Raw genomic sequence first — 12,248 nt, 5'->3', positions numbered from 1 at the left:
GACGTCAGCGGCCGGTGAGCACCTCGCGCACGGCCTCGCGCGCGGCCCGCGAGGCCCCCACGGTGCTGGCCGAGGGCCCGTAGCCGACGAGGTGCAGCCGCGGTTCGTGCACGGCGCGGGTGCCGTCGACGAGGATCCCGCCGCCGGGCTCGCGCAACCGCAGGGGCCGCAGGTGGTCCAGCGCGGGCCGGAACCCGGTGGCCCACAGGATCACGTCCGCCTGCTGCACCGACCCGTCGCCCCACGCGACCCCGTCGGGCACGATCCGCTCGAACACCGGGTGCCGCTTGAGCACCCCGCGGTCGCGCAGCGCGGCGACCTGCGGGGTGAGCACCAGACCGGTCGCCGACACGACGCTGCCCGGCGGCTCCCCGGCCGCGACCCGGCGGGCGACGACGTCGACGGCCGCGCGGCGGGCCTCCACGTCGAAGTCGTCGCGGAACTCCGGTTCGCGGCGGGTCACCCAGGTGGTCCCGACACCGGCGTCGGCGAGCTCCTCGAGGTGCTGGACGGCGGAGATGCCGCCGCCGACCACGACGACGTGGGCGCCCGCGAACGCGGCCGGTCCGGCGTAGTCGGCCGTGTGCACCTGCCGGCCGCGGAAGGAGTCCCGCCCGGGGTAGGACGGCCAGAACGGCTTCGTCCAGGTCCCGGTGGCGTTGATGACGGCACGCGCGGCGAAGGCGCCGGCGTCGGAGTCGACGAGCAGCCGCGCCCCGGCGGCGCGGACCTCGCGCACGGCGACGGGCCGGCGGACGGGGTGCCCCAGCCGCCGCTCGTACTCGGCGAAGTAGGCCGGCACGACCTCGCGGGCGGGAGCGGCCGGGTCGACGGCGCCCAGGGGGAACCCCGGCAGGTCGTGCACCCCGTTGACGCGGGCCATGGTCAGTCCCGGCCAGCGGTGCCGCCACGCGCCGCCGGGTGCGTCGTCGCCGTCCAGGACGACGTAACCGCGGCCGGGAGCCAGGCCCGCCCGGTCGAGGAAGTGGGCGGTGGCCAGCCCGCCCTGCCCGGCGCCCACGACGACGACGTCCACCGTGCTCAGGGCGGGGCTCACGACGGCCCACCCGCCCGGCGCACGCCACGACTGGTCACAGCGAGTGATCGTAATCGTCCGGGCGCTCCGGCGGACAGGGACGACCACCGGCCGGCGTCTAGGCTTCGCCGGTGACGTCCGCCACCCCCGCCCGCGAAGTCCTCACCTGGTCAGTCTTCGGGGAGGCCGTGCGCGAACTCGCCTCCACCATCGCCGCCGACGGGTACCGGCCCGACGTGGTGCTGGGCATCGCCCGCGGCGGCCTGCCGCTGGCCGCCGGGCTGGCCTACGCCCTGGACGTCAAGGAGACCGCGACGATCAACGTCGAGTTCTACACCGGCGTCGACTCCCGGCTGCCCGAGCCGGTCGTGCTGCCGCCCTCGGTGGACCTGTCCGAGCTGACGGGCCGGCGGGTGCTCGTCGTCGACGACGTCGCCGACACCGGCCGCACCCTGGCGGTCGTCGTGCGGATGTGCGCCGACGCCGGGATCGATGCGCGCGCCGTCGTCGTCTACCGCAAGCCCACCACCCGGCTGGCGCCGGAGTACGCGTGGCAGGAGACCGACCGCTGGATCGAGTTCCCGTGGTCGGCGCAGGGCCCGGTGCCGCAGGTCGCCGGCCGGTCAGCCTGACCGCCGGTTGGTGCGCGCGGTCGGCACGGCGCTCAGCGGGTCCTCGGGCCACGGGTGCCTGGGGTAGCGGCCGCGCATCTCGGCCCGCACCGACGGGTAGGCGCCGATCCAGAACGAGGCCAGGTCGGCCGTGACGGCCAGCGGCCGGCCGGCCGGTGAGAGCAGGTGCAGCAGCACCGGCACCCGGCCCTCGACCAGCCGGGGCGTCGTCGTCCACCCGAACGCCTCCTGCAGCTTCAGCGCCAGGACCGGGGCGCTCGGGTCGGAGTAGTCGACCCGCACGGTCCGGCCGGTGGGGACGGGCAGCTGCTCCGGGGCGAGCTCGTCGAGCCGGCCCGCCTGCGGCCACGGCAGCAGCGCCCGCAGCGCGGCCGTGGTGTCGATGCGGGCCAGGTCGCGCCGTGAGCGGACCCCGGCCAGCTGCGCTCCCAGCCACTGCGGCAACGTCGCCAGCAGCTGCTCGTCCCCCAGGTCCGGCCACGGATCCCCTTGCGCGGCACGGCAGCACGCGACGCGGTCGCGCAAGGACGCCGCCGCCGGGCCGAAGGTCAGCAGCTGCAACCCCTCCCGGCGGATCCCCTCGGCGACGGCGTCGGCGACCGCGGCGGCGGGCGGGTCCGGCAGGGGCCGGGCGGACAGTTCCAGCGCTCCCAGGCGCTCGATGCGCCGCGCGGTGACGTCGCCGTCCCAGCGCACCTCGTCGGTCACCTCCACGCCGACGACCTCGCGCGCGGTGTCCTCGTCGATCGGCGCCGCGGACCGGACGCGGGCCGCGGCCCGCCCCGGCGCGCGGTCGGCCACGGCCACCGCCAGCCACGGCGCGGCGCGCAGTCCGCTGCCCTCGGCGAGCTCGACGCCGGTGCCCCCGGTCGTCGCGTAGGCCGTCCCGTCGGCACCCCGCCGTCGGGCGATGCGGTCGGGGAACGCGAGCGCGACCACCGTTCCGGCCGCCAGGTCCCGCGGCAGGCCGGCCGCCGGGGCCTCGGGGACGACGGCCAGCAACCGGCTCACCTCCCGCCGCCAGGACTCCTCCCCCTCGGCGGCGCGCCAGGCCGCCGCCAGGTCGTCCACGCGCGACGGGGCGTCCTGCGACAGCAGCGCCACCACCTCCGCGGCCGCCCGCGAGCCCACCCGCGGCGCGCCGGTCAGCAGCGCCCGGGCCAGCCGGGGGTGCAGGCCCACCTCGGCCATCCGGCGGCCGGACGCCGTGATCGCACCACCGGGGTCCAGGGCGCCGAGCCGGCGCAGCGTCTCGCGCGCGGCCGCCAGGGGTCCGGCGGGTGGGGCGTCGAGCAGCGCCAGGTCGTCCAGCTCGCCCCAGCCGGCGGTCAGCAGGGCGAAGTCCGTGAGGTCGGCGGTGAGGATCTCCGGGGCGGTGTGCGCCGCCAGCAGCGCGTGGTCGGCGGCCGACCAGGCCCGCAGCACGGTGCCCGGGGCCTCGCGGGCGGCCCGCCCGGCCCGCTGGTCGGCCGAGGCGCGCGAGACGCGCACGGTGTCCAGGCCGCCGAAGCCGCGGGCGTGGTCCAGCCGCGGGATCCGGGCCAGACCCGCGTCGACGACGACCCGCACGCCGGGAACGGTGAGGCTGGACTCCGCGACGGCCGTCGACAGCACCACCCGACGGCGCGGGCCCGGCCGCAGGGCGGCGTCCTGGTCGGCGCCCGAACGGCTCCCCGACAGCTGGACGACGTCGACGTCGGTGCGGCGCAGGCGGTTCTGCACCGCCCGGATCTCCCCCACCCCGGGCAGGAAGACCAGCACGTCCCCGTCCAGCTCGTCCAGCGCGCGCCCGACGAGCCCGGCGACGTGGTCCAGCAGCGCGGGGTCCACGCGCAGCCCCTCCGGCGGCCGCACCGGCCGCGGCGGCGGGCACCACCGCACCTCCAGCGGGTGCACGGGGGCGGTGGCCGTGACCACCGGGCCGCCCAGCAGCGCCGCCAGCCGCGGCACGTCGAGGGTGGCCGAGGCCGCGACGAGCCGCAGGTCCTCGCGCAGGAGCTCGCGGGCCTGCAGCGCGAAGGCCAGGACGAGGTCGGCGTCCAGCTGCCGCTCGTGGACCTCGTCGAGCAGCACGGCCGCCACGCCCGGCAGCTCGGGGTCACGCAGCATCCGGCGCAGCAGCAGGCCCGTGGTGACGACCTCGACCCGGGTGCCGCGACCCACCCGCCGCTCACCGCGCACGGCGTACCCGACGCTCTCGCCGACACGTTCGCCCAGCAGCGAGGCCATCCGCGCCGCGGCGGCGCGGGCGGCGACCCGGCGGGGTTCGGCCACGACGATCCGGCCGGGGAAGGCGTCGGCCAGCGCCAGCGGGACCAGCGTCGTCTTGCCCGTGCCCGGTGGGGCCTGCAGGACGGCGGTGCCCGCGCCCTCGAGCGCGCTCAGCAGGTCGGGAACGGCGGCACCGGCGGGCAGGGCGGTCAGCAGCCGGTCGGGGAGCACCCGCTCATCCTGCCCGCAGCTGCAGCCGCCGCCGGTGCACCAGGCCCGCCCCGGCCGCCACGGCCACCCCGGTCAGGGCGGCGATCTGCGCAGCACCCAGGACCGGCCCGGTCCCCTCCGGGACGTAGCCGCCGCTCTCGAGCCCGGCGAGCCGTTCGAAGTGGTTGCGGGCCCCGGGGAAGAAGAAGTCGTCGACGCCGTAGGCCACCGGGAACCCCGCGGGCCCGGCCAGCAGCGTCCCCACCGCCCACTGCGGCCGGTGGTGCGACTCGTGCTCGGCGAGCTCGGCGGCCTCCGAGGGCAGCGTCGGGAAGCGTGGGGAGATGACCATGTCCCCGAAGTTCACGGTCCGCTTGCCGGCCTCGGCGACCTGCACGACCCCGACGTAGTAGTTCGCCGCGGCGTACCGGCAGACCGTGAGCCCGCGGGCGTCGGCGTAGAGCATCGCCAGGCCGGTCTCGGGCCACGTCGCGACCTTCTGCGCGAACACCGAGGCCGTCAGCGGGCCGACCTCGGGCGTCGACCCCCACTCCTCCCCCGGTGGCGCGGCGCAGACCGGCGCGTTCCCGAGGTCGGTGAGGCTGCGCCACGTCGTGCCGACGAGGACGAGGCCCACGGCCAGCCCGGCCGCGACGCCCTGGGCGACGCGCACCGGCGCCGACCGGATCGGAGCGTGCCGGCCCTTGAACCACCAGTACAGCGCTCCGAGGACCCCGCCGACGAGCAGCCAGAAGCCGAGGTGGATCGCGGCGCGGCTGCGCGGGTGGCTGTACCCCCGCCAGCTGCGCCGCCCCACTCCGGCGATCCAGATGCGCGGCGGTCAGTTCGCCGGGGCGCCCGTGCCGCGCCCGCGCCCGCCGCGACGACGGCGACGACGCGCGGGGTCACCGGTGGACTCGCCGACGGGCTTTCCCGCGGGCTTGGCGGCGGGCCTGGCGGCGGTCTTGGCCGCCTTGGGCTGGCGCTGCGGCTGGGGCGGGGCGGTCGGCACCGGCGAGGTGGCCGGGTCGACCCACTCCGCCTGCGGGCCCACGAGCCGCGCGATCAGGTCCTGACCGGAGGCGGCCGCCGTCCACTGCGGGGAGATCCCCGCCTGCCGGGCCAGCGTGCGGACGTCGCCGCGCTGGTCGGGGGTGGCGACGGTGACGACCAGGCCGTCGGAGCCGGCGCGGGCGGTGCGGCCCGAGCGGTGCAGGTAGGCCTTGTGCTCGGTCGGCGGGTCGACGTGGACCACGAGCCCGACCTCGTCGACGTGGATGCCGCGGGCGGCGATGTCGGTCGCGCACAGCACGCGCACCGACCCGTCGGAGAAGGCCGCGAGGTTGCGCTCGCGGGCGTTCTGGCTGAGGTTGCCGTGCAGGTCGACGGCCGGGATGCCGGCCGCGGTCAGCTGCTTGGCCAGCTTCTTGGCGGCGTGCTTGGTGCGCGTGAACAGGACCGTCCGGCCCTGGCCCGACGCCAGTTCGCGCACGAGGGAGTTCTTGCCGTCGGCCGCGACCTCCAGCACGTGGTGCTCCATGGTCGCCACCGGCGCCACCGCCGGGTCGACCGAGTGCACGACCGGCTCGGACAGGTAGCGCTTGACCAGGACGTCGATGCCGTTGTCCAGGGTGGCCGAGAACAGCAGCCGCTGGCCGACGACCGGGGTCGCGTCGAGCAGGCGCTTGACGCCGGGCAGGAAGCCGAGGTCGGCCATGTGGTCGGCCTCGTCCAGGACGGTGACCTCCACGGCGTCGAGGTGGCAGTGGCCCTGCCGGATGAGGTCCTCCAGCCGGCCCGGGCAGGCGATGAGGACGTCGACCCCCTCGCGCAGGGCGGTGACCTGCGGGTTCTGCCCCACACCGCCGAACACCACGGCCGTGCGCAGCCCGAGCGCCTGCGCCAGCGGGGTCACCGTGGCCGCGACCTGGTTGGCCAGTTCACGGGTCGGGACCAGGACCAGCGAGCGCGGGCGGGTCGTGCGGCGCGGACGCTGCGAGGCCGCGACCCGCGCGACCAGCGGCAGCGCGAAGGCGATGGTCTTGCCGCTGCCGGTCCGGCCGCGGCCCAGGACGTCGCGGCCGGCGAGGGAGTCGGGCAGCGTCGCGGTCTGGATGGGGAACGGCGAGGCGACGCCGCGCGCAGCCAGGACGTCGACGAGCGCCTGCGGCACACCGAGTTCGGCGAAGGAGCGGTCGTCGGCGACGACCTCGGTCACGGTGTCGGGCACGACCTCGGGGCGCACGGCCTCGGTGCGGGGGGCGGGGACGGTCTGCCCCCCGCCACCGGAGCGGCGGCGACGGCGCGGGTTCGGGACCGACTCACCGGCGGTGCGGGTGGTGGTGCTGGGCGTGCGGGGGCCGCGGGACGCGGACGAGTTCACTGCAGGGCCTTCCGGAGGACGGTCACGACGGGGATCGGCCGTGGTGCCCGACCGCACCCGCGTCGATCGCGGGGGACCTGCGTCCGGGAACCCCGGACTGAACACTCGACCGCGGTCACCTGCGGTGACCGCCGACGACCACCCTAGTGCCGCCGCTCCCCCTCCATCGGCAGATGGAGGCCCGGAGGACAGTTCGTGACGCATTCCACTCCGCTGCGGACGGGCCGGGTGAGGTGAGCCTTCCGCAAGCCACAGGTGGAGAGGCTAACCTCACTACGTGCCCACCTCGACGAGCGCGCCGCCCCCCGCGGCCGCCCCCACCGCACGCCCGCAGGCGCGGGGCCGGCGACGGGTCGACCGCCGCCTGGCGCTGGCGGTCGCGTTCGCCCTGCTCGTGCTCGCCGTCCTGGCGAGCCTGGCGGTCGGCTCCCGCGCGATCCCGCTGGGAACGGTCCTGGACGCGTTGCGCGGTGCCGGGGGCGACTCGCAGGACGTCCTGGTGGTGCGCGAGCTGCGCGTCCCCCGCACGCTCGTCGGCATCGTCGTGGGTGTCGCGCTGGGCCTGTCGGGCGCGCTCATGCAGGCGCTGACCCGCAACCCGCTGGCCGACCCGGGCCTGCTCGGCGTCAACGCCGGTGCGGCCGCGGCCATGGTCACCGCGCTGGGCGTGCTGGGGCTCACCTCGCGCATGCAGCTGGTGTGGGCGGCGATGCTCGGCGCCGCGGTGGTCTCGGTGGCCGTCTACGTCCTGGGCGCGACCGGCCGCGGCGGGGCCACACCCGTGCGGCTCGCGCTGGCCGGCACCGCGATCTCCGCGGCGCTGTACGCCTACACCAGCGCGCAGATCCTGCTCGACACCACGACGTTCGACCGCTACCGCTTCTGGCAGGTCGGCTCGCTGGCCGGGCACGACATGACGGTCTTCTGGCAGATGCTGCCCTTCTTCGCCGTCGGCACCGCGCTGGCCCTGACCCAGGCCCGCCCGCTGAACGCGCTGGCCCTGGGGGAGGACTCCGGCCGTGCGCTAGGCGCCCACGTCAACCGCACCCGGGTGCTGACCGCGATCGCCGTGACCCTGCTGTGCGGGGCCGCGACGGCGACGGCCGGGCCGATCGCCTTCGTGGGCCTCGCCGTCCCGCACCTGGTGCGCGCGCTGACCGGCCCCGACCAGCGCTGGGTCCTGCCGTTCTCCTGCGTCGTCGCGCCCGCGCTGCTGCTGTTCGGCGACGTCATCGGCCGGATCGTGGTCCGGCCCGGAGAACTGGAGGTCAGCATCGTGACCGCCCTGCTCGGCGCGCCCGTCCTGGTCGCGCTCGTCCGCCGGCGCCGGCTGGCCCAGCTGTGAGCGCGGGCGTGAGCGAGAAGCCCGTGGCGATCCCGCGGCAGCGCGTCGCCGACAAGGCGCGCAAGGGGCGCACGGTCCGCGCCGGCCGTGGCCTGTCGGTCCGCGTCGAGGGCCGCAGCCTGGCGGTCTGCCTCGGCCTGGTCGTGGCCCTGCTCGGCGTCGTCTCGGTCAGCCTCACCACCGGCGACTACCCGATCACCGTCCCGGACGTGCTGCGCACGCTCGTCGGCCAGGGCGAGCGGGCCGACGAGTTCATCGTCCTGGGGCTGCGGCTGCCGCGCGTGGTCACCGGCCTGCTCGTCGGCTGCGCGCTCGGCATGGCCGGCGCGGTCTTCCAGCTGGTCACCCGCAACCCCCTGGGCTCCCCCGACGTCATCGGCTTCACCTCCGGCGCCGTCACCGGGGCGCTCGTGGTCCTGCTCGTGCTGGACGGCGGCGGCTGGCAGACCTCCTTCGGCGCCCTGGTCGGCGGCGGCGCGACGGCGGTCCTGGTGTACCTGCTGTCCACCCGCGGCGGCGTCCAGGGCTACCGGCTGATCCTCGTCGGCATCGGCATCAGCGCCGTCCTGCAGGCCGCCAACGGCTACCTGCTGACCCGCTCGCGCGTCGAGGACGCCCAGCAGGCCCAGGTGTGGATCACCGGCTCGCTCAACGGCCGCGGCTGGGAGCAGGCGACGCCGCTGGGCATCGGGCTGGCGCTGCTGGTGCCCGTGCTGCTCGGCTGCGGCCGGTCGCTGACGATGCTCGACCTCGGTGACGACGCGGCCCGCGCCCTGGGCGTGGACCTGGGCCGCACCCGGGTGCTCGTCCTCGTCGTCGCGACGGCGCTCACGGCGCTGGCCGCCATGGCCGCCGGCCCCATCGCCTTCGTGGCCCTGGCCGCCCCGCAGGTGGCGCGCCGGCTGACCGGGGCCGTCGGTTCGGGGCTGGTGGCCGCAGGCCTGACCGGCGCGCTGCTGCTGCTGGTCAGCGACTTCGCCGCCCAGCGCCTGTTCGCCCCGACCCAGCTGCCCGTCGGCGTGATGACCGGCGCGGTCGGCGGGCTGTACCTGGCCCACCTGCTCGTCACCCAGTGGCGCCGCGGCCGCGGCTGACCCAGAACCGACTGCGAGAGAGACCCATGACCACCCGGAACCGGCTGCGCGGCGAGAACCTCACGCTGGCCTACGACGAGCGCACCATCGCCACCGACCTGGGCATCGAGATCCCCGACGGCTCGTTCACCGTCATCATCGGCCCGAACGCGTGCGGGAAGTCGACGCTGCTGCGGGCGCTGGCCCGGATGCTCAAGCCCAAGGTCGGCACCGTCTTCCTCGACGGTGAGCAGATCCAGTCGCTGCCCAGCAAGGAGGTCGCCCGCCGGCTGGGTCTGCTGCCGCAGACGGCCACGGCCCCCGACGGCATCACCGTCGCCGACCTCGTCGCCCGCGGCCGGTTCCCCCACCAGAAGCTGCTGCGGCAGTGGTCGCGGGACGACGAACGCGCCGTCGACGAGGCCATGGCCTCCACCGGCGTCGCCGACCTGGCCGACCGCACCGTCGACGAACTGTCCGGCGGGCAGCGCCAGCGCGTCTGGATCGCCATGGCGCTGGCCCAGGAGACGCCCATCCTGCTGCTGGACGAGCCCACGACCTACCTCGACATCGCCCACCAGATCGAGGTCCTCAACCTGTGCGCGCAGCTGCACGAGGAGCAGGACCGCACGATGGTCGCCGTCCTGCACGACCTCAACCACGCCACCCGCTACGCCACCCACCTCGTCGCGCTCAAGGACGGCCGGGTCATGGCCCAGGGCGACCCGACCGAGGTCGTCACGGCCGGGCTCATCGAGGACGTGTTCGGGCTGCCGTGCGTGGTCGTCCCCGATCCCGAGACCGGCACGCCGCTGGTCGTGCCGAAGGCCCGCACGAGCCGGCTGGGCAGGGACGCCGCGGCGCACGCCCACGCTCCCGCGCGCGAGTCGGCCTGACCCCGCCCGGTCCGCTGGTGCGCCCGCCGTTTAGCGTGTCGAGCGTGCAGCCTGCGAGCGTCGGCCGACTCGGTCTCGTCGTGCACCCCGTGCGGGACACCGTGGAACAGGCCCGCCTGGTGCAGACGTGGGCGGCGGCGCACGGCAAGGAGGTCGTCGGGTTGCGCACCGACGCCGCCCGGCTGCCCGAGGGCGTGGACCTGGTCGGGCCGGAGGAGTTCGCCTCGACCGTCGACGCGGCCGTGAGCCTGGGCGGCGACGGCACGATGCTCGGCGCGCTGCGGCTGCTGGTCGGCCGCGGAGTTCCCGTGCTCGGGGTGAACCTGGGCCACCTGGGGTTCCTCGTCGAGCTCGAACCGCGTGAACTGCCCGCTGCCCTGGAGCGCATCTCGGCCGGCGACTTCACCGTCGAACCGCACCTGTGCCTGCGCACCGAGCTGCGCACCGGGGAGGGCCACCGCGAGTCGGTGGCGTTCAACGACGTCGCCCTGGCCCGCCGGCCCGGGCACGGGACGGTGACCGCGGCGCTGTCGGTGGCCGACCAGCGCATCGGCTACCTGCGCTGCGACGCCGTCGTGCTGGCCACCCCGACCGGGTCGACGGCCTACAGCTACGCGGCCGGCGGTCCGGTCGTCTCTCCCGGCGCCGACTCCCTCGTCGTCACCCCGGTCGCGCCGATGTCCGGCATCGGGCGCCCCATCGTCCTGGGCGTCGACGAACCCGTCCGGCTGGAACTGCTCGAGAAGTCCGGCGCGCCCGTCGTGGAGGTCGACGGCATCGCGTCGGGGGAACTGCCGCCCGGCTCGGTCGTGGAGGTCCGCGCCGAACGCGACGCCGGCCACGTCATCCGGCTCGACGCGGGCGACCACGGCCGCCGGTCGCGGGTGAAGCTCAGCCTGCTGGACCTGCCCCTGCTGCCCGACGAGATGCTCGAGCTCGTGCCCCAGGAGCTGCGGCGCAGCGAGTCCACCCGGACCCGCTGAGTCAGCCCGCCGCCGGGGCTCCGGTCGGGGCGCCGGTCGGGGCGCTGAACGCGCCGTCGCTGCTGCCGGAGGTCGCCGTCGGGGCGCCGTCCGCCTCGTCGTCCGCGCCGTCCTGGGAGGTCGACCGGTCCGTCGGGTCGGCCGTCGAGGACGAGCTGGAGCTGCTGCTGGAGGACGAGGAGCTGCTGCTGCCGGACGGGCTGCTGGTTCCCGTGGCGGTGCTCTCGTCCGTCGCGGTGCCCGTGCCGGTGCTGGTGGGGCTGTCGGTGGCGGTGTCCGTGCTCGTCGCCGTGTCGGTGCTCGTCGGGCTGTCGGTCGGCGTCGAGCTCTGGGTGGGCGTCGGCGTCGAGGTGATCTCGTTGCCGAGGATGCCGGCGTTCGCCGTCGCCGTGGACCCCTGCCGTTCGGCCGCGACGCTCTGACCGCTGGCCTGTTCCCACACGAAGATGCCCCCGACGCTCAGCACGAACGCCACGACGCCGAGGACGACGGCGTGGACCGGGCGGAACCGCTTGCGGCGCAGAGGTTCCGGAATCGGATCCGGCGTCGGGTCGGGGATGGGGGCGCCCTCCTCGACGGGTGGTTCGGCACGGTCGGGGTGCTCGTCCTGCGCGGGCGGGACGGTCCCGGTGCGACGCTCGCGGGCCCGCCGGGCGACCTCGGCCAGGTGCTCCTTGCTGCGGTTGAGGTAGAACCCGTAGACCGCCGCGGCGGTGGAGGCGATGATGCTGCCGAGGGCGGCGCCGACGAGGGTGCCGTACGTGCCCAGGCTCTTGAGCCCGGCCAGCAGGACCGCGGAGGTGACGGCCGCCCCCGCACCGCCGGCGATCTGCAGCCAGTTGATGGTCAGGGTCGTCTTCTGCGGTGTCTGCTCGCTCATGCCGCCTCCCATGGTGGCATCCGACTCCCGGCGGTGCTCGCCACGGGGCGGGAGGGTCCTGTGAAGGCCTTCGTGTGGCCGGGTGCGGCGGGCTCGGCCACAGTGATCGCATGACGATCCTCGTGCAGGACCTGAACCAGTGGAAGGGCGCGGCCGTCGTCGACGTCACCGACGCGAAGATCGGCACCCTGGCGTCGGTGTACGTCGACGCGGCCACCGACGAGTGGCTCTTCGCCGCCGTCGAGACGGGGCTCGTGGGTTTCAAGAAGGTCGTGCTGGTGCCGCTGGACGGTGCCGCCGTCGGTCGGCAGGACATCCGCGTGGCGCACTCCAAGGAGGCGGTGAAGAACGCCCCGACGTTCGGCCCCGACGAGGAGCTGGGCCCCGACGACGAACCGCGCATCTACGCGGCCTACGGCATGGGCTACTCCCCCGCCTCCACCCCCAGCGGCCGGCGCCTGGCGCGCCGCTGAGGACGGACCGTTGGGGGGGGGGGGGGGGGGGGGGGGGGGGGGGGGGGGGGGGGGGGGGGGGCGGGGGCGCGCGGGTGGGGGGGGGGGGGGTGGTGGTGGGCCGGCAGCGCGGCGACGGGCACCACA

The 12,248-nt window shown here is 76.2% G+C and carries 11 protein-coding genes; 6 read left to right on the top strand and 5 right to left on the bottom strand.

What is annotated here, in order from left to right:
* Nucleotides 1–4: 4 nt before the first annotated feature.
* Complete coding sequence (locus ACRYR2_RS20205; protein WP_432564686.1) at nt 5–1,057, bottom strand: NAD(P)-binding domain-containing protein; 1,053 nt, start codon at nt 1,055–1,057, stop codon at nt 5–7.
* Between the two features lie 110 nt (nt 1,058–1,167).
* Here ACRYR2_RS20205 and ACRYR2_RS20200 point away from each other — a divergent pair, with 110 nt between their 5' ends.
* Entirely contained in the window at nt 1,168–1,668 is a 501-nt protein-coding gene (locus tag ACRYR2_RS20200) for a phosphoribosyltransferase (protein ID WP_432564685.1), read from the top strand.
* Here ACRYR2_RS20200 and hrpB read toward each other — a convergent pair.
* Genes hrpB through ACRYR2_RS20185 form a run of 3 tightly spaced genes read right to left on the bottom strand, consistent with a single transcriptional unit; the run spans nt 1,660 to nt 6,472 of the window.
* Complete coding sequence (gene hrpB, locus ACRYR2_RS20195) at nt 1,660–4,110, bottom strand: ATP-dependent helicase HrpB (RefSeq protein WP_432564684.1); 2,451 nt, start codon at nt 4,108–4,110, stop codon at nt 1,660–1,662. The two genes, ACRYR2_RS20200 and hrpB, sit on opposite strands and share 9 nt — an antisense overlap.
* A 4-nt stretch (nt 4,111–4,114) precedes the next feature.
* Entirely contained in the window at nt 4,115–4,906 is a 792-nt protein-coding gene (locus ACRYR2_RS20190; protein ID WP_432564683.1) for a hypothetical protein, read from the bottom strand.
* Nucleotides 4,907–4,930: 24 nt separating this feature from the next.
* Nucleotides 4,931–6,472, bottom strand: a complete 1,542-nt coding sequence (locus ACRYR2_RS20185; RefSeq protein ID WP_432564682.1) for a DEAD/DEAH box helicase — start codon at nt 6,470–6,472, stop codon at nt 4,931–4,933.
* Between the two features lie 277 nt (nt 6,473–6,749).
* Here ACRYR2_RS20185 and ACRYR2_RS20180 point away from each other — a divergent pair, with 277 nt between their 5' ends.
* The 4 genes from ACRYR2_RS20180 to ACRYR2_RS20165 are packed head-to-tail and all read left to right on the top strand — an operon-like array spanning nt 6,750 to nt 10,769.
* The gene (locus tag ACRYR2_RS20180; protein WP_432564681.1) at nt 6,750–7,817 is read left to right on the top strand and encodes a FecCD family ABC transporter permease; all 1,068 of its coding nucleotides are present in this window, start codon (nt 6,750–6,752) and stop codon (nt 7,815–7,817) included.
* Nucleotides 7,818–7,825: 8 nt separating this feature from the next.
* Entirely contained in the window at nt 7,826–8,911 is a 1,086-nt protein-coding gene (locus ACRYR2_RS20175) for a FecCD family ABC transporter permease (protein WP_432564680.1), read from the top strand.
* Nucleotides 8,912–8,937: 26 nt separating this feature from the next.
* Entirely contained in the window at nt 8,938–9,786 is an 849-nt protein-coding gene (locus ACRYR2_RS20170) for an ABC transporter ATP-binding protein (protein ID WP_432564679.1), read from the top strand.
* A gap of 44 nt (nt 9,787–9,830) precedes the next feature.
* Nucleotides 9,831–10,769: an NAD(+)/NADH kinase gene (locus ACRYR2_RS20165; RefSeq protein ID WP_432564678.1), complete on the top strand. Its 939-nt coding sequence runs from the start codon at nt 9,831–9,833 to the stop codon at nt 10,767–10,769.
* Nucleotide 10,770: 1 nt separating this feature from the next.
* Here the strand turns inward: ACRYR2_RS20165 and ACRYR2_RS20160 are convergent, their stop codons facing one another.
* On the bottom strand, nt 10,771–11,649 hold the full coding sequence (locus ACRYR2_RS20160; protein ID WP_432564677.1) for a GtrA domain-containing protein: 879 nt from the start codon (nt 11,647–11,649) through the stop codon (nt 10,771–10,773).
* A 110-nt stretch (nt 11,650–11,759) separates the two neighbouring features.
* On the opposite strand from ACRYR2_RS20160, the gene ACRYR2_RS20155 reads away from it, so the two are divergent.
* A complete protein-coding gene (locus tag ACRYR2_RS20155) occupies nt 11,760–12,122 on the top strand; it encodes a PRC-barrel domain-containing protein (protein WP_432564676.1) in 363 nt (120 codons plus the stop codon).
* Nucleotides 12,123–12,248 lie beyond the last annotated feature (126 nt).

It is taken from the genome of Kineococcus deserti, assembly GCF_050871945.1.
Taxonomy (GTDB): domain Bacteria; phylum Actinomycetota; class Actinomycetes; order Actinomycetales; family Kineococcaceae; genus Kineococcus.
The sequence above is the reverse complement of the archived record's forward strand: the minus strand, read 5'-3'. Positions and strand labels throughout refer to the sequence as shown.

Excerpts from the sequence above, each read along its gene's own strand:
- ACRYR2_RS20160 (WP_432564677.1), bottom strand. The coding sequence starts at position 11,649 with ATGAGCGAGCAGACACCGCAGAAGACGACCCTGACCATCAACTGGCTG.
- ACRYR2_RS20155 (WP_432564676.1), top strand. The coding sequence starts at position 11,760 with ATGACGATCCTCGTGCAGGACCTGAACCAGTGGAAGGGCGCGGCCGTC.
- ACRYR2_RS20170 (WP_432564679.1), top strand. The coding sequence starts at position 8,938 with ATGACCACCCGGAACCGGCTGCGCGGCGAGAACCTCACGCTGGCCTAC.